The 20,427-nt window shown below is 33.2% G+C and carries 23 protein-coding genes; 8 read left to right on the forward strand and 15 right to left on the reverse strand.

From position 1 onward, the window contains the following. Window positions 1-3: 3 nt before the first annotated feature. The 6 genes from BXU10_RS03955 to BXU10_RS03980 all read right to left on the reverse strand — a co-directional run bounded on the left by BXU10_RS03955 (window position 4) and on the right by BXU10_RS03980 (window position 3,900). Window positions 4-1,281 carry a chloride channel protein gene (locus BXU10_RS03955; protein WP_078226191.1) on the reverse strand — a complete coding sequence of 426 codons (1,278 nt, stop codon included), beginning with the start codon at window positions 1,279-1,281 and terminating at the stop codon, window positions 4-6. Between the two features lie 186 nt (window positions 1,282-1,467). Beyond that, a complete protein-coding gene (locus tag BXU10_RS03960) occupies window positions 1,468-1,857 on the reverse strand; it encodes a VOC family protein (protein ID WP_078226192.1) in 390 nt (129 codons plus the stop codon). Beyond that, on the reverse strand, window positions 1,857-2,432 hold the full coding sequence (locus BXU10_RS03965) for a sugar O-acetyltransferase (protein WP_078226193.1): 576 nt from the start codon (window positions 2,430-2,432) through the stop codon (window positions 1,857-1,859). The genes BXU10_RS03960 and BXU10_RS03965 overlap by 1 nt, the downstream gene beginning before the upstream one ends. Window positions 2,433-2,434: 2 nt before the next feature. Continuing rightward, window positions 2,435-2,893: a YciI family protein gene (locus BXU10_RS03970; RefSeq protein ID WP_078226194.1), complete on the reverse strand. Its 459-nt coding sequence runs from the start codon at window positions 2,891-2,893 to the stop codon at window positions 2,435-2,437. A 53-nt stretch (window positions 2,894-2,946) separates the two neighbouring features. Then, a complete protein-coding gene (locus BXU10_RS03975; RefSeq protein ID WP_078226195.1) occupies window positions 2,947-3,432 on the reverse strand; it encodes a hypothetical protein in 486 nt (161 codons plus the stop codon). Between the two features lie 9 nt (window positions 3,433-3,441). Further along, the gene (locus tag BXU10_RS03980; protein WP_078226196.1) at window positions 3,442-3,900 is read right to left on the reverse strand and encodes a DinB family protein; all 459 of its coding nucleotides are present in this window, start codon (window positions 3,898-3,900) and stop codon (window positions 3,442-3,444) included. Between the two features lie 138 nt (window positions 3,901-4,038). On the opposite strand from BXU10_RS03980, the gene BXU10_RS03985 reads away from it, so the two are divergent. The 7 genes from BXU10_RS03985 to BXU10_RS04015 all read left to right on the forward strand — a co-directional run bounded on the left by BXU10_RS03985 (window position 4,039) and on the right by BXU10_RS04015 (window position 10,214). Then, window positions 4,039-6,204, forward strand: a complete 2,166-nt coding sequence (locus BXU10_RS03985; protein ID WP_078226197.1) for a TonB-dependent receptor — start codon at window positions 4,039-4,041, stop codon at window positions 6,202-6,204. A gap of 210 nt (window positions 6,205-6,414) precedes the next feature. After that, window positions 6,415-7,038: a hypothetical protein gene (locus tag BXU10_RS03990; RefSeq protein WP_078226198.1), complete on the forward strand. Its 624-nt coding sequence runs from the start codon at window positions 6,415-6,417 to the stop codon at window positions 7,036-7,038. A 22-nt stretch (window positions 7,039-7,060) separates the two neighbouring features. Then, window positions 7,061-8,419, forward strand: coding sequence for a histidine kinase (locus tag BXU10_RS03995; protein WP_078226199.1), 1,359 nt, complete (start codon window positions 7,061-7,063; stop codon window positions 8,417-8,419). A gap of 1 nt (window position 8,420) precedes the next feature. After that, window positions 8,421-8,723: a 2TM domain-containing protein gene (locus BXU10_RS04000; RefSeq protein WP_078226200.1), complete on the forward strand. Its 303-nt coding sequence runs from the start codon at window positions 8,421-8,423 to the stop codon at window positions 8,721-8,723. Further along, window positions 8,714-9,031, forward strand: coding sequence for a 2TM domain-containing protein (locus BXU10_RS04005; RefSeq protein WP_078226201.1), 318 nt, complete (start codon window positions 8,714-8,716; stop codon window positions 9,029-9,031). Before BXU10_RS04000 ends, BXU10_RS04005 begins: the two co-directional genes overlap by 10 nt. A gap of 18 nt (window positions 9,032-9,049) precedes the next feature. Next, on the forward strand, window positions 9,050-9,418 hold the full coding sequence (locus BXU10_RS04010) for a 2TM domain-containing protein (RefSeq protein WP_078226202.1): 369 nt from the start codon (window positions 9,050-9,052) through the stop codon (window positions 9,416-9,418). Window positions 9,419-9,446: 28 nt separating this feature from the next. Beyond that, window positions 9,447-10,214, forward strand: coding sequence for a LytTR family DNA-binding domain-containing protein (locus tag BXU10_RS04015; RefSeq protein WP_078226203.1), 768 nt, complete (start codon window positions 9,447-9,449; stop codon window positions 10,212-10,214). 77 nt (window positions 10,215-10,291) lie between these two features. On the opposite strand, the gene BXU10_RS04020 is transcribed toward BXU10_RS04015, so the two are convergent. Both BXU10_RS04020 and BXU10_RS04030 read right to left on the reverse strand, forming a co-directional pair. After that, window positions 10,292-11,317 (reverse strand): COX15/CtaA family protein, encoded by a 1,026-nt coding sequence (locus BXU10_RS04020; protein WP_078226204.1) that lies wholly within the window; start codon window positions 11,315-11,317, stop codon window positions 10,292-10,294. A gap of 367 nt (window positions 11,318-11,684) precedes the next feature. Beyond that, entirely contained in the window at window positions 11,685-13,118 is a 1,434-nt protein-coding gene (locus BXU10_RS04030) for a CCA tRNA nucleotidyltransferase (RefSeq protein WP_078226206.1), read from the reverse strand. A 254-nt stretch (window positions 13,119-13,372) separates the two neighbouring features. On the opposite strand from BXU10_RS04030, the gene yaaA reads away from it, so the two are divergent. Further along, the gene (gene yaaA, locus BXU10_RS04035; protein ID WP_078226207.1) at window positions 13,373-14,131 is read left to right on the forward strand and encodes a peroxide stress protein YaaA; all 759 of its coding nucleotides are present in this window, start codon (window positions 13,373-13,375) and stop codon (window positions 14,129-14,131) included. A 155-nt stretch (window positions 14,132-14,286) separates the two neighbouring features. Here yaaA and BXU10_RS04040 read toward each other — a convergent pair whose 3' ends face one another. From BXU10_RS04040 to trpA, 7 genes are all read right to left on the reverse strand, one after another. Next, entirely contained in the window at window positions 14,287-15,876 is a 1,590-nt protein-coding gene (locus BXU10_RS04040) for a DHA2 family efflux MFS transporter permease subunit (RefSeq protein WP_078226208.1), read from the reverse strand. A 5-nt stretch (window positions 15,877-15,881) separates the two neighbouring features. Beyond that, on the reverse strand, window positions 15,882-16,961 hold the full coding sequence (locus BXU10_RS04045; RefSeq protein ID WP_078226209.1) for an HlyD family secretion protein: 1,080 nt from the start codon (window positions 16,959-16,961) through the stop codon (window positions 15,882-15,884). Between the two features lie 12 nt (window positions 16,962-16,973). Continuing rightward, on the reverse strand, window positions 16,974-18,296 hold the full coding sequence (locus BXU10_RS04050; RefSeq protein WP_078226210.1) for a TolC family protein: 1,323 nt from the start codon (window positions 18,294-18,296) through the stop codon (window positions 16,974-16,976). Then, window positions 18,286-18,915, reverse strand: a complete 630-nt coding sequence (locus BXU10_RS04055; protein WP_078226211.1) for a TetR/AcrR family transcriptional regulator — start codon at window positions 18,913-18,915, stop codon at window positions 18,286-18,288. Before BXU10_RS04055 ends, BXU10_RS04050 begins: the two co-directional genes overlap by 11 nt. Window positions 18,916-19,057: 142 nt before the next feature. Further along, entirely contained in the window at window positions 19,058-19,375 is a 318-nt protein-coding gene (locus BXU10_RS04060; RefSeq protein WP_078226212.1) for a type II toxin-antitoxin system RelE/ParE family toxin, read from the reverse strand. Beyond that, on the reverse strand, window positions 19,366-19,608 hold the full coding sequence (locus BXU10_RS04065; RefSeq protein ID WP_078226213.1) for a hypothetical protein: 243 nt from the start codon (window positions 19,606-19,608) through the stop codon (window positions 19,366-19,368). The genes BXU10_RS04060 and BXU10_RS04065 overlap by 10 nt, the downstream gene beginning before the upstream one ends. Before the next feature lie 48 nt (window positions 19,609-19,656). After that, complete coding sequence (gene trpA / locus BXU10_RS04070) at window positions 19,657-20,418, reverse strand: tryptophan synthase subunit alpha (protein WP_078226214.1); 762 nt, start codon at window positions 20,416-20,418, stop codon at window positions 19,657-19,659. Between the last annotated feature and the right edge of the window lie 9 nt (window positions 20,419-20,427).

Here is a 20,427-nt window from a genome sequence, read left to right on the forward strand (position 1 = left end):
TTTCTATTTTACTAAAATTGGCGAATAACTATACACTGTATAAGGATAAATCATTTTTGCAGTGTATTTAGAAATTAAACAAACTACCAGAATTGGAAAAAATAAGGTGTAATCGTTTGTAAGTCCGCATACTAAAAATATAGCTGTAAAAGGTGCGTGGATACTGGCGCTTAATACTGCCGCCATTCCGATAATCATAAAGTTGACCGGAATTACATGGATCTGAAAAAAAGTATTTAAAACTGAAGCCAGTAATAATCCTAAAAAAGCTCCGATAAAAAGACTTGGTGCAAAAACGCCTCCATCACCTCCTGAAGCTAATGTTATGGAAGTGACAATGGGTTTTAGAAGCAGTATGCCAATAAAAGTTAAAGCTAATGTGAATGTCATTATTTGATTTGGAGCAATGAAACTGGTTTTAATAGCATGATACCCTTCTCCATATAATTGCGGAAAAATAAAAAGCGAAATACTTAAAACTACTGATCCGATTATGATTTTGTAATAATGAGTATCGATTTTTTCAAATTGAGATTTAAAAAACAAAACACAGCGAGTCAGGTAAACAGAATTCATTCCGGCCAAAATTCCTAAAAGAATAAAAAACGGAACGGCTTTTAAATGCCAGGTTGTGATTGAAATGGCAAACAAAGGTTCTTCTTTTAGAATAGAAAGCAATCCAAAAGCAATTGAAACGGCAATGACATTTGATATGATAAATGCTCTGGTTACTTTTCTTGAAATAACTTCAAGAGCAAATAAAATTCCGGCAATCGGACTACTAAAAAGTGCCGTAACTCCCGCAGCAACACCAGCACAAATTAATTCGGTTTTATATTGACGGAAAACATTTTCTTTTTCGTGCGCAACTGAACCAATAGTCGCGGTAGCCACAACAGTAGATACTTCGATTCCGGTTGAGCCTCCAAAAATAACAGTTAATAATCCGTTTATGAAGTGAGAAGGAATTTTATAAGAAGGCAAATTTTTTGATTTTGAGCCTGTACTCTCAAAAACTTCCTTGATTCCTTTGTTTTCTTTTTTCTTAAAAAGATATTGTCTTAGAAAATAAATTACAGATAATCCAAAAACGGGAAAAACGATATAAAAGACTGGATTTACCGATACTTCATGAAAAAAGATTTCTTCGTAATATTCGGTTATTTTTTTTAGTGAAATTCCGAGAAAGGCAGAAAGAAAGCCAATTAAGATAGAAACAATAACTAATTTTCGGAATTTAATAAATTGATGATTTTTCTTGATTTGCGCCGTTTTGTTCATCAGTAAGTAAATTTGTAAACCACAATATTTTTATGTGGATTACAAAATTAGATAATCATCTTCGGTTTTTAATAAAAAATAGTCAGTATGTTATGTTAAAATTGCGAATACAAGAAAAATATTTCATTATGCTTTTGTTAGCATCGCGATGAAATATCTCACAGAAAATAATTACCATAAAGGTTATTATCTTTCATAGAATTCTATAGGTAATTCATCAGGATCGGCGATAAAAGTAAATCGCTTTTCAGTCGTTTCATCAATTCTTACGGGTTCTGATATTATATTTTTTGTATTTAAAAAAGCAATAGTTTCATCTAAATTAATCACTTCAAAAGCGAGATGGCGTAAACCCACAGCTTCTGGTTTTGAAGGCCTTTTGGGTGGATTTGGGAACGAAAATAATTCGACTATGTAGTTGCCGTTTAAGGCTAAATCTAATTTGTAAGACTGACGTTCTTTGCGGTATATTTCTCTGATAATGGTTAATCCCAAAACCTCAGTATAAAAAGTTTTAGATTTTTGATAATCAGAGGATAAAATAGCAATGTGGTGAACTTTATTTAAGGTAAGCATTATATATTTGATTCAGATTCCTGATTTAATTGACGAATTACTTTCGCGGGGTTTCCAACAGCCAACGAGTTGTCAGGAATATCTTTTGTAACGACAGATCCTGCACCAATAACAGATCCTTTGCCAATTGTTACACCTGGACAAATTACAGAGTTTCCGCCAATCCAGCAATCGTCTCCAATTGTAACCGGATAAGCATTTTCCAATGTTTTTCGTAATTCAGCGTCAAGCGGATGAGATGCCGTATAAATCTGAACATTTGGGGCAATAAAAACGTTTGAACCAATAGTTACAGGTGCGCAATCTAAAACAACGCAATTGACATTAAAATAAACATTTTCTCCGCAAAAAATATTATAGCCGTAATCGCAATGAAAAGGTGGCTCAATGTAAAAGCCTGGTCCGGCATTTGGAATTAATGTTGCCAAAATTTCTTTTGCTTTTTTTGTAACGCGGTATTCTTTTACATTCAGATTATGAAGTAAGATTTTTGCAGCACGTCGGCCTTTTACTAATTCGGGATCAAAAGCGTTGTAATATTCACCGCTTATCATTTTTTCTTTTTCTGTTTCCATATTTACATTTTCGTCTTGGCAATTTTCTCATGTATTTTCACAGTTTCCTGCAAAGCTGCGCTAGCATACCAAGGCGTTAATTCAGCTTCCAATAAATTAGCTTTTATGGCAAGATCTGTTGCTACAAGTGTTTTGGCTTCTTCAATAGTTGCTACATTAAAAATATAAATGCCTCTGTAGTTTCGATCGTTTTTAATGAATGGTCCGGCTACAACTAATTTTCCTTCTTTGGCTAATTTGTTGATATTTTCCATATGCCCTTCAAATAATTTCTTGCTTTCCTCTTTGGAAGCCGTAGTATTGGTTCCCGATTTTAAAAGGCAGAAAACATATTTTTTCATACCGTATTCATCGGCATGAAGCGATTTTGCTAATGCTTCGTCATATTTTGCGTCGGTTTCCTGGGAAAATCCGATAGCACTTACCGTTAAAAAAAAGAATAAGGACAGAGATTTTTTCATGACAAAATAAATTTTACGTTAACAGTTATGTCGAGCGAAAACTTGGTTTTTATTTATTTAAAATAATGGTTTTCATAATTCAAATCTATAAAATTTGGAATCTTTTCATGGTTTTTGTCTTCCCAGCTTCTAAAGGTAAAATCTTCAATTTTTTGAATTAAATCAGAGTCTAATTCTATATTGGTTTGTTTGCAAAAAGCTAAAATTGTCGCATATCCCACAATAGTCGGATTCGTATCTGTTGCAATTAGTCCTTCTACTTTTTTTATTTTAATAGTCCATTTGGTTTCAGTTTTACAAAAGACAAATTCCAATCCTTTTATTACAGAATTTCTCCAGTTTGAGAAACTTACTTTACCAGGTTCGTCTTTAGCTGGAATACTTGCTAAATCGCCCATTCTGATCCAGCCATCACCGGTATATTCTTCTATAATTTTGTTTTGATTGTCATTGGGACTAATCTTAAGATTTATAATGGCAAAAAAAGGTTTTCCGTTTTTTACCTTTTGCCATCGATAATCTAATGTTTCATTAATCATATAAATTTTTTAAAGCATTTTTTTAAGAATAACAATCTGTCCCAGATGATAAACATCATGCTGAATAATTCCGTGAATATGTTCGTAATACGTATGATTATTGTTAGCGTATATTTTTGCCAGATCAGCATCATCAAAACCTTCAAAAAAAGCATTCCAGGCTTCTTGTGATTTTGCCAGATTTTGAAGCGATTGCTCCCAGGCAGCTTCGGATGGATCTAAAACAGGTACAAAATAATTATGATCAGGAGTTATAGTTACCTCTCCCTGAACACGTTTTAAAATGTTTCTTCTCCATTGTATTAGATGATTGACGATTTCCCAAATCGTATTGAGATTGGGATTTGCCTTTTTGTAAGCCTGTCCTGCAGTAATATCCTTTAAAGTATCTGCCAAAGTGACTTCAAGCCACGGATTTCCATTATAGATGGATTGATATAAATTTGAAATTCTCTTGCTTTCTGACATAATAAATGGTTTTTTGCAATTCATAGCTAAGATACAAATTAGTATTTTACAACTCATCCCTAAAATTCTACAATTGGGTTATTATATATTTTTTAACAAGAATGATTGAAATACATTTGCTTCATCAAAATCAATCTTATGAAAACCAAATTACTTTTTACAATCAGTTTTTTATGTTTTACGATTTTCACTTTTGCCCAAACAACTATTTCCGGAAAAGTAGTTGACCAAAAAGGAAAACCAGTGACAGGTGCCAACATTTATATCGATGGAACTTATGATGGAGCCACCAGTTCTGAAACAGGAGATTTTTCTTTTGAAACTACTGAAACCGGAAATAAATTTCTAGTAGTTAGCTTTTTGCTTTTCGAAACATTCAAAAAAGAAATTGATGTTACTAATTTTAAAGATCAAACGATTAAACTGAGAGAAAATGTCAATGCGCTTGATGCTGTGGTAATTACTGCGGGAACTTTAGAATCCGGAGATAAAGCCAGAGTTTCAGTTTTAAAACCTTTAGATATTGTAACTACTGCCGGTTCTGCCGGTAATATTATTGCTGCTTTGCAAACTTTGCCTGGTACCCAAACTGTTGGAGAAGACGGGCGTTTATTTGTTCGGGGAGGAGAAGCCAGCGAAACTCAGACTTTTGTTGACGGAATTCGTGTAGCACAACCGTACGGGGCAACAACCAATAATTTGCCAACCCGAGGAAGGTTTTCTCCTTTTTTATTCAGCGGAATTGCATTTTCAACAGGAGGTTATTCGGCCGAGTATGGCGAAGCTTTATCAAGTGTTTTATTGCTGAATACTCAGGATGAACCTGATATGAACAAAACCGAAATTGCTTTAATGACTGTTGGTTTAGGGTTAGGAAACACACAGAAATGGAAAAAAAGCTCGTTGAGTGTGAATACGGCTTACATTAATCTGGCACCTTATCAGGCAGTGATTCCGCAGAATGTAGATTGGAATAGTCCTTATCAGTCCTTATCCGGAGAAACCGTTTACCGATATCATTTTACAAACGGAATTTTCAAATTATATGCTGCTTTCGATGCTTCTAAATTTGATCTGAATCAGAAAAACATCAATTTCGAAGACAAAATCAGAACCGATTTAAACAATAATAATTTCTATCTTAATGCGTCTTACAAAGGAACTTTTGGCACTGGCTGGCAATTAACATCAGGAATTAGTTATGGATACAGTGTAAACAAAATTAAATATGAAGTAAATGATGTTGATAATGATGAGAATGCAGCTCAATTGAAACTAAAATTAAGAAAAAATGTTTCAGATTATTTTAAATTATCCTTTGGAGCTGATTATTTCATTACCAAATTCAATGAAAATTTTGATAATAATGCCAATATCCGGACTTCAAATGGTTACGATTCAAACATTGCCGCTTTTTATACAGAAGGAGACATTTTATTTTCCAAAAATTTAGCTGCAAAAGTAGGTTTCCGACTTTCGAATAACAGTTTGCTTAATGAAACCAATATTGCACCGAGAGCATCTATTGCTTATAAAATTTCAAAGAGCAGTCAGTTTTCTTTTGCTTACGGAGATTTTACACAAACACCGGTTGTCGATTACATCAAATATTCAAAATACCACCAATTTGAAAGTGAAAAGGCAAGACATTATATCTTAAACTATCAATTTACAAAACCTGGACAGACTTTTAGAGCCGAAGCGTATTACAAAGATTACAGTAATTTAGTTCAATATGATACGAGAGATATCGCTTATAATTCGGTTTTCAATAATAACGGATCAGGTTATGCTAAAGGATTGGATTTATTTTGGAGGGACAGCAATTTATACAAAAACTTAGAATATTGGATTTCTTATTCGTACATCGATTCAGAAAGGCAGTATAAAAATTTCCCAAAAATGGCCACTCCAAGTTTTATAGGGAATCATAGTTTGTCAATTGTAACGAAATATTTTATTACCGACTGGAAATCGCAAATTGGTTTCACAAACAGTTATAGTTCCGGACGTCCCTATAATGACCCAAACCAAACGCAGTTCATGAACGGAAAAACAAAATCATATAACAGTTTGAGTTTTAACTGGGCGTATTTATTAACAACACAAAAAATCCTGTATTTCTCTGTTTCAAATATATTAGGAAGCCAAAATGTTTTTGGTTACGATTACGCAAGGCTACCGGATGCAAATGGAGTTTACCAAAGACAAGCTGTTGTGCCAACTGCCGACCGCTTTTTCTTCTTAGGCTTCTTCTGGACCATTAGTAAGAATAAGAATGATAATCAGTTGAAGAATTTATAGGTATTAGGTTCTAATATTTATTTTTAGATACTAAAAAAACAATTCAGTAGTCAAATTCGACAACTCAGTATCATTTAATTTTATAAGACTAAAAACCAGCATACTTTTGACGTATAAATTAATAATCAGAGTTTTAATCATCAATAAAAAAACGTAGAGATTTAGATCTCAGAACATAAAAACTAAAAATAACTTTAAAACAAAGAAATCATGACTAAAATTATTACAGCCTTTACATTATTTATCTGTAGTTTATTATCTGCACAAACACAATTTGAACAAGGAATGGGTAAAGCTTTCGGGCTTTGGAAAGAAGGAAAAAATGCTGAAGCTTCGGCAATGTTTGAAAGAATTGCAGCAGCAGACAAAACCAGCTATTTACCCAATTATTATGTTGCCTTAATTAATACAACAGCAGTTTTTACGGAAAAAGACAAAACGAAAATTGATTTGTTATTGACAAAGGCACAAGATGCTTTGGATAAGGAAATAATAAAAGATCAAAACAATGCCGAGTTATATGTTTTGCAGGCTTTGATTTATACAGGATATGTTGTAGCTGATCCAATGACAAACGCAATGAAATACTCTGGTAAAGTAATGGAAGCTTACGCAAAAGCAAAAGCAATAGATCCAAACAATCCGAGAGCCGTTTTTGGAGAAGCAGATTATCAATTAGGCGGTGCAAAATGGACAGGTGTTGATACAAAACCACTGTGTGTACAAGTTGATAAAGCTATCGAACTTTTTGGTAATTTTAAACCTGAAACTCAATTTTCACCAAAATGGGGATTGGAAAGAGCTTTGGAGGCACAAAAAAACTGCAAAAAATAGAAACTAATTTAAGCTGATTATAATGAAACATAATGGAAATACATATGCAGATCTAAAAAGCGGAACCATTGTTTCGTTTAAGATTTCTATGATTTTTACAGTAATATTTTCAGCTTGTTTAGGAGATCATTTAAATATTCAAAACGTTCTTTTAACTTTTTTCATAAGCTGTCTTTATTCTTTTGGAGTAGGTTTCGGAAATGGATTTCTTAACGTTCTTCTTGATAAAAAATGGGATTGGCTAGAGCAGACCAATCTAAGGGTTTACTACGGAATTATGGTTACAATTTTGTATACTGTTCCAGTCGTTTTAGGAATAAATTATTACATTTTTGTTTACCTTCAAAATCTGCCTGTAGACAAATTCTTTAGTGAGAGAATGATCTGGATACATCTTTTTTACATCATTTTATCTTTAGCGGTTTCGACTTTCATGCAGGCCAGAAGTTTTATGGTAAAATGGAAACAGGCATCAAAATTTGAAATAACGCAGCAAAAGATTATTGCTGGAACAGCAAATGCTAAATTCGAAAGCTTAAAAAATCAAATCGACCCACATTTTCTTTTCAATAGCCTAAATGTATTAAGCTCTTTGATTGAAGAAAATCCGGACAATGCACAACGATTTACAACTTCGTTATCAAAAATTTACCGTTACGTTTTAGAACAAAAAGATAAGGAACTTGTTTCGGTTGAAGATGAATTATCGTTTGCCAAGACGTATATGAATTTGCTAAAAATGCGCTTCGAAAATAGTTTGTTTTATGAGTTGCCGGCAACAGCGATTAATCCGGATGCAAAAGTGGTCCCGTTATCTTTGCAGCTTTTATTAGAAAATACTGTAAAGCATAATGTAGTAAGTGAACAAAAGCCATTGCATATTCGAATTTTCATTGATGGAGATTGTTTAGCTGTACAAAATGATTTTCAGAAGAAAGAAGTTTTGCAGCACAGGCAAGGCGTCGGATTGCAAAATATCGTAAATCGATATGCAATTATAACCAACAGAAAGGTATTAATTGAACAAAATGAACAAACATTCACCGTTAAGATTCCGATTTTAACGAAACAAATAGCAGTTATGGAAACAAATACAGATTATAGCGATGAAAATAAAGCCTATTTCAGAGCTAAAAAAAGAGTAGAAGAACTGAAAGGATTTTACGCAAATGTAATTTCGTATTGTTGCGTAGTACCATTTTTAGTTTTTATAAATTTGAGGATTTCTCCCGGATTTCAATGGTTTTGGTTTTCAGCGATAGGATGGGGATTTGGAGTTGTGATGCATGCTTTTAAAGTTTTTGGTTACAGCTCAGATTGGGAAGAAAGAAAAATCAGGGAAATTCTGGAAAAAGAAAATAAGAAACAAACCTGGAAATAGTATGGAACCAAATAATCCTGAAGCAGAACGTTATTATCAGGCTCAAAAAAAAGTAAAAGAAATTAGAGAGTTTTATCAACATTTAACAGTGTTCTTGCTTTGTAATCCAATTGTGATTGCTGTAAACCTTATGACTTCGTCGGGTTATTTATATTTTTGGTATTCTTTGTTAGGCTGGGGAGTTGCGATTATTTTACACGGACTGAAAGCCTTTGATCGTTTCCCTTTTTTTAGTAAAGAATGGGAAAAAAGAAAAATAGATGAAATTCTGGAAAAAGAAAATAATAAACAAAAATGGGAGTAATCATGGAAATCAATTATAACGAAGAGGATAAATATTATAAGGCTAAAAAGAAAGTCGAAAATGTAAAAGGTTTTTACAGTAATTTAACTTCTTATATAGGTGTTAATATAGTTTTGATTTTTATCAATCTATACACTTCGCCAAATCATTTATGGTTTTATTGGCCGCTAATTTGGTGGGGATTAGGAGTTGTATTTCATGGTTTAAAGGTTTTCGAAGTATTTCCTGTTTTAGGAAAAGGCTGGGAAGAAAGAAAGATTCAGGAAATCATGGATAAAGAAAAAGAGAAACAAAATAAATGGCAATAACTTTTAAATCAGAATAAAATGGGACGTTGTAGAAAACGCTTTTACGAAGAGTACGGGCAAGAGTTTGAAAATGATGAAAGTTTTGAAATCGCATACAAACAAGTAAAAAGGATAAAAGGTTTTTATTCGCACTTAAAAGTTTATTTAATTGTTAACGCAGTCATTATTATTTCCAATTTGAGCAGGGATTTTTCCGGGATAAAATTAAATGAAGGAGCTTTTTTTGAATGGCATACGTATTCAACAGCTGTTTTTTGGGGTATCGGTTTAGCCGCTCATGCTTTGTCTGTCTTTGGCCGTAATATTTTCTTTGGTGATGATTGGGAAAAAAGAAAAATTCAGGAATATATGAGTAAACAACCAGTCAATAAGAATAAATGGGAATAACTTTATTATTTTAATTTAAGCCTGATAAATGACCACATTAATTATAGAAGATGAAAAACCTGCTGCAAGATTATTACAGCGAAAGTTAGAAAAATTAAATATTGCTGTAGAAACCATGCTGCATTCTGTAGAAGAATCTATTGATTGGTTTGCCAACAACGAACATCCGGATTTGATATTTTTGGATATTCAGCTATCTGATGGGTTATCGTTCGAAATTTTTGAAAAAATAGATATCAAAAGCGCTATCATTTTTACAACCGCTTATGATGAATATGCTTTAAAAGCCTTTAAATTAAATAGTATCGACTATCTTTTAAAACCAATTGATGAAGATGATTTAGAAGTTGCGGTTGAAAAATATAAAACCAGAATTCCTAAACAAGATTCAGGCAATAAGAACCTGCAGCTTGATTTTGAGCAAATTAGAAAAATGCTGACTAATCCTTTTGAGAAGACCTATAAGGAAAGGTTTACCGTTAAAATTGGTCAGCATTTAAAAGTCATTACTAAAGATGAAATTGAGTGTTTTTTCAGTGAAAATAAAGGCACTTACATTCATACTTATGACAATCGTGATTATCTGATTGATTCAACTTTAGAAATTTTGGAACAGGAATTGGACAAGAAGGATTTCTTTCGCGTAAGCAGAAAATTTATTGTACCGTTAAAAGCAATTAAAGAAATTCAGGTGTATACCAATTCACGACTGAAAGTTATTTTACCAAGTTATAAAGATGATGAGGTAATCGTAAGCCGTGAAAAAGTTCAGGATTTTAAGAGTTGGCTTGGATAGAAAAATTCTGGAATTAATATAAAAGAAAAGAGCTTCAAATTTTTTGAAGCTCTTTCGTATTTACTGAAAAATATAATTTATTTACTCACTCGATGCAAAGTATAAGTCATAGCACTCAAAAGAAAAAAGGCCATAACCTGGTGAATCAATCCTAAAGCCAGAGGAACACTGTACAATAAAGTAAAAACCCCAAGCAGAAACTGAATGAATACAAAAACTACCAGAATATTAATTCCATTTGACTGAGTTCTGGTAAGTGCATATTTTTTGCTTTTGAAGAAAAGAAAAAGAATAATAGCAACTACTACATAAGCAAAAGTCCTGTGTACAAACTGAACACCGCTTTTTCCTTCAATTAAATTCTTCACCAAAGAAGACTGCTCAATAAAAACCGATTCATGAATAAATTCTCCATCGCTCATTAACGGCCAGTGATTGTGAATTAACCCGGCATTCAATCCAGCTACAAATCCGCCGTAAATAATCTGGATCAATAAAGCTACCAAAGCATATCTGGCGATAGTACGAAGCGGAATTATTCTGTTGATATTTCTTTCCGGATAAATCAAATCCAGTGCAACCCAAAGTGTGTAGGCAAAAGTGATAAAAGCAAAAGTCAGGTGAAGTGAAAGTCTAAAATGACTTACATCCGGATTGTCGATTAATCCGCTTCTAACCATAAACCATCCTAAGAATCCTTGGAAACCTCCCATTGCCAAAAGAACAATACATTTTTTAATAGTTTCAGTGTCTAATTTCTTTTTGATTAAAAAATAAACGAAAGGCACAAAGAAAACCAATCCGATAATGCGACCGATAAAACGGTGAAACCATTCCCAGAAATAAATGAATTTATAATCGGCTAATTGAAAATCATTGTGAATATTGATTTTTTGGTACTCCGGAAATTTCTTGTATTGTTCAAAAGCTTCATTCCATTTGGCTTCTGTTAAAGGCGGAAATGTATCTGTTACCAAATGCCAGTCGGTCATGGATAAACCTGAGTTGGTTAAACGCGTGATACCGCCCACGACAACCATTAAAAATAATAAAACACAGCCTGATAGTAACCAAATGATTACTGATTTATTTTCTTTTTTCATTCTGTTCCGATTAATTCGATTTCGATTTTATTTGTATTTTCTTTTAAATAAATCTTGCTTAAATAAAATTTTGATATTAAAAAGTTTCCTATACTATTTATAATACCTATTGATAAAACTGCCATGAATCTAGCTTTGTAAGTACTATTGATCATTTGTATTTTAAATAGCCTAATTAAAACATACTTGTTAAAAAGATAATAAATGAGTATTGCTGCAAAAAAAGAGACAATAGACATAAGGAAAAACATTAATTTATATTTAAAGATTTTAATATTGTTTTTTTTCAGACTTTTTATAAAAAGAATGTTTGATACTGTAAGGATCAATATAAAAAGGAATAGAAAAAAAGCTCCTACAATATCCATTACTTTTTAAGAGTTAAATTTAACTTAGCAGCCCTTTTAATCACAAAATCATAAGCCGCCTGATATTCATTTGGAATATCACCTTCCAAAATTGCTTCTTTAACCGCTTCTTTTAAAACCCCAATTTCACGAGAAGGTTTCAAATCAAACATTTCCATAATTTCTTCCCCGGAAATAGGCGGCTGAAAATTACGTACGTGATCGCGTTCTTCTACTTCAATAATTTTCTGGCGAACTACTTCGAAGTTTTTATGATATTTCTTGAATTTCGCCGGATTCTTGGTTGTGATGTCTGCTGCACATAAAGTCATCAAACTTTCTACATCTTCACCTGCATCAAAAACCAAACGGCGAACCGCACTGTCCGTTACAATGTCTTCTGCCAGAACAATAGGGCGTGAACTCATAACTACCATTTTTTGCACAAATTTCATTTTATGATTCAATGGCATGTGCAAACGTTCAAATATCTTTTTAGCCATTTTTCCGCCTAAAAATTCATGGCCATGAAACGTCCAGCCTTGTTTTTTATTGAAACGTTTTGTTGGTGCTTTTCCAATATCGTGTAATAAAGCAGACCAGCGTAACCAGACATCATCTGTATTTGGACAGATATTATCGACAACTTCTAAAGTGTGATAAAAGTTGTTTTTATGTGTGTGCCCTTCAATTTCTTCAACCTGATTCAATGCTGTTAATTCAGGTAAAATCAAATCTAAAAGCCCTGTTTCGTATAAAAGTAAAAATCCGATTGAAGGTTTTGGAGTTGAAAGAATTTTGTTTAATTCGTCTACAATTCTTTCGCCTGAGATAATTTTGATTCGATCTGCATTTTTGGTAATGGCTTCTAATGAATTTCTTTCTATATCAAAATTCAATTGTGTTGCAAAACGAATGGCACGAAGCATACGCAAAGGATCATCAGAATAAGTAATATCCGGATCATCTAAAGGTGTTTTGATTATTCCAAGTTTTAAATCCAATAAACCGTTAAAAGGGTCTAAAAGATCTCCAAAATTATTTTCGTTTAATGATAAAGCCAAAGCATTTATAGTAAAATCACGACGGTTTTGATCATCCTGCAAAGTTCCGTTCTCTACAATCGGATTTCGGCTATCACGATTATAGGATTCTTTTCGGGCGCCAACAAACTCAATGTCCGTATCTTCAAAACGAAGCATTGCTGTTCCGTAGGTCTTAAAAACCTGAACTTTTGGTTTATTTGGAAGTAATTCAGAAACTTTTAAAGCTAATTCGATACCGCTTCCAACAGCCACAACATCAATGTCTTTTTTTGATCCTCTGTTTAAAAGCAAATCACGAACAAATCCTCCAATTACGTATGAATCGACATTTAATTCTCGGGATGCTTTCGAAATGATTTCGAAGATTTTGTTTTGTAAAGCTGTTTTGTAGTTTGTTTGTATAGTCACGAATTCACTGATTTTGATAATACGATATTCCTGAAGAGAATGAACGCATGCAAATTTACAACATAGAAAATGCCTATTATAATCTATGGCTCACTTTTTTGAATAAATTAATAGTTTTGAATGCTGAATTTTGCTAAAATAAGAAAACAGTATAATTTGACACAAGCGTCTTATAGTTCTATTGGACAAATCAATTATAAAAGATTAATTTTAAAATTTCAATTTGTATTTTTGAATCATACAAAAACATACAAATGAAAATTGTTATATCTCCGGCGAAATCATTGAATTTTGAAAAAGAATTACCAACATCTCAATGTACTGAACCTTCATTTTTAAAAGAAGCAAAAATAGTTCACAAAGTTGTAAAGCAAAAAAAACCTGCTGAATTGTCAGAATTAATGTCAATCTCAGACAAGCTAGCCTACTTGAACTGGAAAAGAAATCAGGATTGGAAAACGCCTTTTACGGCTGAAAATGCACGTCCTGCAATTTATACTTTTGATGGTGATGTGTATACAGGTTTAGACGCGTATACAATTCCGTTAGAGAAACTAGATGTGTTGCAGGATAAATTACGAATCTTATCGGGGCTTTATGGACTTTTAAAACCGCTTGATTTAATGCAGGCGTATCGTCTGGAAATGGGAACAAAATTACCTGTTGGAGATTACAAAAATCTGCACGAATTCTGGAAACCGGTAGTAACAAAAGCGTTAAACAAAGAATTAAAAAAGGACGAATTATTCGTGAATTTGGCGAGTAACGAATATTTCTCAGCTGTTGATGTAAAAGGATTGAAAGTTCCGGTAATTACTCCGGATTTTAAAGATTATAAAGACGGAAAACTAAAAATGATTAGTTTCTTTGCAAAGAAGGCTAGAGGTATGATGGTGCGCTATATTATTGATACAAATGCTGAAACTATTGAGGATCTTAAAGGCTTTAATTATGAAGGATATCAGTTTGATGCGAATCTTTCAAAAGGAAATCATTTAGTTTTTACAAGATGATTTTAAATTAGCTAAGATTTTGAGACGTTAAGTTTTATGCTTTAAGTCTTTTTCAAAACATGTTACTTCTTACAAAGCACATTTTACAAAAACTAAAAAATCTGTGTCACAGGAAACTGACACAGATTTTTCGTATTATAAATAATTACTAAATATTAATGCATCGCATCTGCGGGATTAATCTTGTTCTTTCCTCTTTTGATAAAAAAGATAATTGGAATGCAGCATAAAAACATAATTCCTAAATACATGAAAATATCCATATATGATAAAACGGTACTTTGTTTAAGTACGGAAAGATCGATAGCCTGATATGCTTTTTTCATCGCTTCATCTGCTGTAAAACCTTTAGCTATGAAGGATCTTTGCATTCCGGCAAGACGCTGCTGAACATCATATTTTGCGGGATCTAAGTTTGTCAGCAAATTAACTCTGTGTTCCTGGCTTAATCTTGTAATAAATGTTGTAATGATGGCAATACCAAATGAACCTCCTAACTGACGCATCATTCCTGTAAAAGCGGCTCCTTCGCCAATTTGTTTTCCCTTTAATGTTGAAAGCGAAAGTGTGGTAATAGGAACGAAAAGCAGTCCTAAACCAATTCCCCTTAAAATTAACGGCCAGAATAAATGTTCTGCTCCGGTATCAGGGGTCATTCGATTGTGCATTAAAAGCGTGAAGAAAAAGAAGACTAAAAATCCAACTCCAACCATATATCCCTGAGGTACGCCCTTCTGAATCATATTTCCAACAAACGGCATCATAATCGCCGTTGTGATCGAACCGGGAATTAAAAGTAATCCGGCATCCATAGCAGTCCACCCTAAAATCGACTGTGTGTAAATTGGTATAATTAAAGTCGATCCGTACAAACCAAAGCCAAGAATAAAACACATTACAGTTCCAATCCTTAAATTTCCATCTTTTAAAACACTTAAGTTTACAATTGGATGTTTATACGTTAGTTCTCTCCAAATAAACAATATTAAACCAAGAACTGTTACAATACTTAAAGTTATAATAAGAGAATCGTTAAACCAATCATCCTGTTGACCGTGCTCTAATACAAACTGTAATGACCCGATAAAAGACGTTAATAATATAATTCCCCACCAGTCAACCTGATTGGCTTTTAATTTTTCTCCATATTTTGGACTTCTCACAAAGCTTATTGCCAGAATAGTAGCAATAATTCCCAGTGGAATATTAATGTAAAAAATGTAAGGCCAGGAATAAGTATCTACTAAATATCCTCCTAAAGGTGGACCTAAAGTGGGCCCAACAATTACACCCATTCCGTAAATGGCCTGTGCCATACCTCGTTTTGCAACCGGATAACTTTCGGTAATAATGGTTTGTGCTGTTACCAGTAATGCTCCTCCGCCCATACCCTGTACGAATCTAAAAGCTACAAGTTCCCATATATTGGTAGCGTTACCGCATAAAAAAGAACAGACGGTAAATATTATGATAGAGGCCACAAAATAATTACGACGTCCAAATTGCTGCGATAGCCAGCTCGTCATCGGAATTACAATAACATTCGCAATTGCGTATGCTGTAATTACCCACGCCACATCGGTCAGGGTAGCACCAAGGCTCCCTCGCATGTGCGTTAGTGCTACGTTTACAATTGTGGTATCTACAATTTCCAGCAGTGCACAAAGTACTGCGGTTATCGTAATAATAACACGTCTATAACCGTATTCTACTAAATCATCATCTGATTGTACTGCTGCTGCCATTTATATTATTTCAAATGTACGTCTACATCAACATTCATTCCTGGTCTCAAAAGTTTTACTTTCTCAGGATCGTTTGAAGGATCTAAACTAATTTTTACCGGTAATCTTTGGATTGTCTTTACGAAATTTCCTGTAGCATTGTCAGGGGGCAATAAAGAAAAACGGGATCCTGTTGCCGGAGAGAAAGAAGTTAAAGTACCTTTAAACTCATAATTAGGATAAGCATCTACTTTTAAGCTTACTTTTTGTCCCACGACCATTTTATTTAATTGTGTTTCTTTAAAGTTAGCTACAACCCAGGCTTCATTATTATTGATAATATAAAATAAAGATTGTCCCGGTTGGACCAATTGTCCAGGCTGAATATCAACTTTAGACACCTGTCCGTCAATCGCAGCTGTAACAACAGTGTATGATAGATTCAAATGTGCCACATCAAGCATTGTTTTTGCTTTCTTGATGTTGGCAGCGGCAACTTCTGTCTGTTTGTCGGAAACTTTAGATTTTGACTGGATTACTGATTTTTGAAAAGAGCTTGCTCTTTGTTGCTGCTCTAAAACGCGTACTTGATTTTCAGCCTCATCCTTTGCAGTTTGTGCCTGTTCAAATTGCTGTTTTGTAATGGTATGTGTTTTGTACAGATTGTTGTAACGGTTAAAATCGTTTGTAGCTTGTCTTAATTTGATTTTGGCACTTTCTATAGAACTGCCAGCCGATCTCATTTGAGCATCAGAAACATTAATACTTGCATATGCGCTTCCAATATCAGCTTTTGCAGCTTCGTATTGACCTTCAGCACCCAATAAAGCAGCTTGTGCTTCATCGATTTTTAGCTTATAATCTCTTTTGTCAATGGTGAACAAAGTATCTCCTTTTTTTACAAAATCATTATCCTTTACATAAACCTTGCTGATATATCCGGATACTCGAGGAATAATCGGATTCATTTTTTTCTCAATCTGCGCATCGTCTGTTTCTTCATGAGACTGAGAGTGTATGTATTTTGAAATTCCGTAAGTTCCCCCTACTAAAATCAAAACGGTTAGTATGATGATGAATTTTTTATTTGTCTTTTTCTTTTCCATGAGAGCTAGCGATTATATTTTAGAAAGATTGAATGATTGTGATAATTGTCCTGATACTGAAAGCAGTTCGTAATATTTTTGAATAATACTTGCTTTTGATAAAGCAGTATTTATTTTAGCGCTTAAATATTCAACGTCAGCTTCCACAAGGTCGTTAGTGTCTGATAAACCGTTGTCGAATTTATCTTTTACCAGTCTGTAATTTTCAGATGCCTGTTGCAATGCTTCATCATAAACCACACTTTGATTAATGGCTAAGTCATAATCTTCAATAGATTTTTGAACTTCAACTTTGATACGATCCGTTAAAAGTGCTTCAGAATTTTTTACTTCAAGCGCTTTACTTTCAGCCTCTCTTACGTGAGCATTGTTTTTTATAATTCCGGATAAATCATACGTCAAACCAACGCCAAAATTCATCGCATATTTTACAGTAATGAAATCTTTCAGATCAAAAGCTGTATAACCTCCTAATAAAGCTAAAGATGGGTAATAACCAGCTTTTGCTACTCTAATGTTTGACTCACTTGCTTTAGATTGTAAACGAACAGCTTCTAAGTCTTTTCTGCTTTCCAATGCCAATGCATCAGATGTTGGGGCATTACTTGTTTTTAAATTAAAGAAATCCTGCTCATTAACCTCAATTTTAATAGAAGGCTCTAATTTAAGTAATGTCGTTAAATAGAAATTGATATTATTTATATTGTTATTCGTTTCTTCAATAGATAATTGCGTTTTAGAAACCATTAATTGTGCTTTCAATAAATCATTTCTCGGAATAATTCCGTTTTTCTCTAATTCCGTAAAATCAGTAACACGCTGTTTCGCCTGTTTCTGATTTTCGTTTAAAAGGTCTAATGTTTTTTGCGCTTTATATAATGCAGTATAATAGGTAATCACGCGAAGTACAACATCTTCTTTTGTTTTGGCCGCATTTGCAGTTTCAGCTTCGTATAAACTTTCGTAAGTATCTATACTACTTTGAATTTTAAATCCGGAGAAGATTGGCAGACTAAGATTAGCCATTCCTAACATAGCGCGATCCGGTGAAGCCATTGACTCAGAACTTGCTTCGTCATTATGCATATCGATTGAAGCTTTTCCTAAGCGTTGGTATTGACCCGAAACTTTCAGGTCCGGGTATTGGTTATTCTTAACCGACTGTAATTCGTATTTTTTTGTGTTTACCTTAGTGTTGGCAAGTGTAACCTCGTTACTCTTTTCCCACGCCAGCTTAACGGCTTCGTCTAAGGTTAAACTTGTTTTTTCTTGTGCTTCTGTTGAAGATATTCCGATAAAGAAAACTCCAAAGAGCATTAATTGACTAATTTTCATAAACAAGTAGTGCTTTTATAGTTTGTTGAATGTGCTTTTTAAGAGTCGTTTTTATATAATTGTCATACAATTCTTCGGTGTTTAAGTTCAGTAATTCTACGAAGAAAGGTTTATTCATATGAAAATGAAAAAAAGTTCCGATTATTGTAGGTGTGATAAGCGGAATGATAACATCTTTTCTAAAAACGCCTTTTGCCTGACCCTGTGAAATAATACTTTCAACAGATTTTAAATTTCCTTTTTTTAGTTCGGTAAAGGCGGTCATGCTTTTTTCTCTCTCTTTTGAATTGAGCTCAAAATGTAAAACTCTGAAAATACCTTTATTGCAATTAATTCTGGTAATGTAAATTTCAATTAACTTATTGACTTTCTCGAGTGGCTCGATATTTTCCTGCAATAAATTTTCAAGTTTTAATTTTAAATCAGACGTTTTGTAGATAATGAGTGATTCCAGTAGTCGGTCTTTTGAACCAAAATAATACGAAATCATGGCTACATTAATCTTTGCAATCTTTGAGATATCCCGTATTGAGGTGCCTTCAAATCCCTTCTCCGAAAACAGTTTTTCAGCTACTTCCAGAATCTGAATTTTTTTATCGTTTAATTCGATGTTTGACATGGTATTGTTTCTAATCGAATACAAAATTAAACAGTTGTTTAATTTAAACACTTGTTTAGTTTTTATTTAACACAATATTAACACAGAGAAATGTAGTTATTAAATGTTGATTTTAACTTGATTTTTTATTAGAAGTAAAGAATTATTTTTCTAATATAAGTTTTTGAGGATTTTGTCTGGTATCAAAAACAGTAGAGACAAACACTATTTGTTTGTCTCTATCAATCCAATAAATAATTTTATAATTTTGGAAAGCCATATATCTGAAATCTTGTATTCTCTCAGATAAAAGTTTTTCTTTTTGACCACCGTAAGCATTGAATTCTAAAGTAAGTGAAATATCAATAATTCCATTTACTAAAGTTTGAGCAACTTTAATTCCAGCTTTAAATTTGTAATATTCAAAAATATCATTGAGTTTGTCTTCAGCGAATTGCGTCCAATAAACTACTAATCCCATTTCTGAATTTTAAATTTTAAATCTTTAGCAGATATGATTCTACTGTTTTTAACATCATCTATGGATTGATCAATTTCTTTATTAAATTGATCAATACTCATTGATTTCATTTCCTGATCAACTAATTCAACTTTTTCCTTATGAAGTAAATTTTCAAGATGAATTACAATTTCCTCACTTTGAAGTCTTAGAAATTCCTGAACGAATGATATTTTGCGAGTTTCTAAATCCATAATAATTGATTTTATTCAAATGTACAAAATATTTGTAAAAACTGAGAATTACCTAATTTCACCAACAAATTCCTCAATTTTTCCGCTTCCGTTTTCACTCAAATGCTTAATAAAAGCACTACCGATAATTGCCCCTTTTGCATATTTCGTAGCCTGACTGAAGGTTTCTTTATTTGAAATTCCGAAACCTACGATTTGAGGATTTTTCAGGTTGAGGTTTGAAATTCTCTCAAAGTACGTTTCCTGAGTGTTTCCAAAACCTGCCTGAGAACCCGTAACACTTGCCGAACTTACCATATAAATAAATCCGTTTGAAACGCTGTCGATAAAACGGATACGTTCGTCTGAAGTTTGTGGTGTAATTAAAAATACATTGATTAAACCGTATTTTTCAAAAATAGCTTTGTATTGATCTGCGTAAACATCAACCGGAAGATCCGGAATAATTAAGCCGTCGATACCAATTTCGGCACATTTCTGACAAAAAGCTTCCACTCCATATTGTAACATCGGGTTGAAATAGCCCATAATAATCAACGGGATTTTTACGCTTTCGCGGATGTTTTTCAGCTGATCGAAAAGAATCTGAGTAGTCATTCCGTTATGGAGTGCCGTTGTTGAGCTCGCCTGAATTGTTGGTCCGTCTGCCAAAGGATCGCTAAAGGGAAGACCGATTTCAATTAAATCCACTCCGTTTTTTTCTAAATCCTGAATAATCTGAACGGTATCATTTAAACTTGGATATCCCGCAGAAAAATAAATAGAAAGGATCTTTTTATCTTCTTGTAATTTTTGAGTTATTCTGTTCATTGTTTTATT

It is taken from the genome of Flavobacterium sp. LM4 (assembly GCF_002017935.1).
In the GTDB taxonomy this organism is placed as follows: Bacteria; Bacteroidota; Bacteroidia; order Flavobacteriales; family Flavobacteriaceae; genus Flavobacterium; species Flavobacterium chungangense.

What these genes read in the sequence shown, in the direction of transcription:
- BXU10_RS03955 (WP_078226191.1), bottom strand. Translation starts at nt 1,281, where the DNA reads ATGAACAAAACGGCGCAAATCAAGAAAAATCATCAATTTATTAAATTC.
- BXU10_RS03960 (WP_078226192.1), bottom strand. Translation starts at nt 1,857, where the DNA reads ATGCTTACCTTAAATAAAGTTCACCACATTGCTATTTTATCCTCTGAT.
- BXU10_RS03965 (WP_078226193.1), bottom strand. Translation starts at nt 2,432, where the DNA reads ATGGAAACAGAAAAAGAAAAAATGATAAGCGGTGAATATTACAACGCT.
- BXU10_RS03970 (WP_078226194.1), bottom strand. Translation starts at nt 2,893, where the DNA reads ATGAAAAAATCTCTGTCCTTATTCTTTTTTTTAACGGTAAGTGCTATC.
- BXU10_RS03975 (WP_078226195.1), bottom strand. Translation starts at nt 3,432, where the DNA reads ATGATTAATGAAACATTAGATTATCGATGGCAAAAGGTAAAAAACGGA.
- BXU10_RS03980 (WP_078226196.1), bottom strand. Translation starts at nt 3,900, where the DNA reads ATGTCAGAAAGCAAGAGAATTTCAAATTTATATCAATCCATCTATAAT.
- BXU10_RS03985 (WP_078226197.1), top strand. Translation starts at nt 4,039, where the DNA reads ATGAAAACCAAATTACTTTTTACAATCAGTTTTTTATGTTTTACGATT.
- BXU10_RS03990 (WP_078226198.1), top strand. Translation starts at nt 6,415, where the DNA reads ATGACTAAAATTATTACAGCCTTTACATTATTTATCTGTAGTTTATTA.
- BXU10_RS03995 (WP_078226199.1), top strand. Translation starts at nt 7,061, where the DNA reads ATGAAACATAATGGAAATACATATGCAGATCTAAAAAGCGGAACCATT.
- BXU10_RS04000 (WP_078226200.1), top strand. Translation starts at nt 8,421, where the DNA reads ATGGAACCAAATAATCCTGAAGCAGAACGTTATTATCAGGCTCAAAAA.
- BXU10_RS04005 (WP_078226201.1), top strand. Translation starts at nt 8,714, where the DNA reads ATGGGAGTAATCATGGAAATCAATTATAACGAAGAGGATAAATATTAT.
- BXU10_RS04010 (WP_078226202.1), top strand. Translation starts at nt 9,050, where the DNA reads ATGGGACGTTGTAGAAAACGCTTTTACGAAGAGTACGGGCAAGAGTTT.
- BXU10_RS04015 (WP_078226203.1), top strand. Translation starts at nt 9,447, where the DNA reads ATGACCACATTAATTATAGAAGATGAAAAACCTGCTGCAAGATTATTA.
- BXU10_RS04020 (WP_078226204.1), bottom strand. Translation starts at nt 11,317, where the DNA reads ATGAAAAAAGAAAATAAATCAGTAATCATTTGGTTACTATCAGGCTGT.
- yaaA (WP_078226207.1), top strand. Translation starts at nt 13,373, where the DNA reads ATGAAAATTGTTATATCTCCGGCGAAATCATTGAATTTTGAAAAAGAA.
- BXU10_RS04040 (WP_078226208.1), bottom strand. Translation starts at nt 15,876, where the DNA reads ATGGCAGCAGCAGTACAATCAGATGATGATTTAGTAGAATACGGTTAT.
- BXU10_RS04045 (WP_078226209.1), bottom strand. Translation starts at nt 16,961, where the DNA reads ATGGAAAAGAAAAAGACAAATAAAAAATTCATCATCATACTAACCGTT.
- BXU10_RS04050 (WP_078226210.1), bottom strand. Translation starts at nt 18,296, where the DNA reads ATGAAAATTAGTCAATTAATGCTCTTTGGAGTTTTCTTTATCGGAATA.
- BXU10_RS04055 (WP_078226211.1), bottom strand. Translation starts at nt 18,915, where the DNA reads ATGTCAAACATCGAATTAAACGATAAAAAAATTCAGATTCTGGAAGTA.
- BXU10_RS04060 (WP_078226212.1), bottom strand. Translation starts at nt 19,375, where the DNA reads ATGGGATTAGTAGTTTATTGGACGCAATTCGCTGAAGACAAACTCAAT.
- BXU10_RS04065 (WP_078226213.1), bottom strand. Translation starts at nt 19,608, where the DNA reads ATGGATTTAGAAACTCGCAAAATATCATTCGTTCAGGAATTTCTAAGA.
- trpA (WP_078226214.1), bottom strand. Translation starts at nt 20,418, where the DNA reads ATGAACAGAATAACTCAAAAATTACAAGAAGATAAAAAGATCCTTTCT.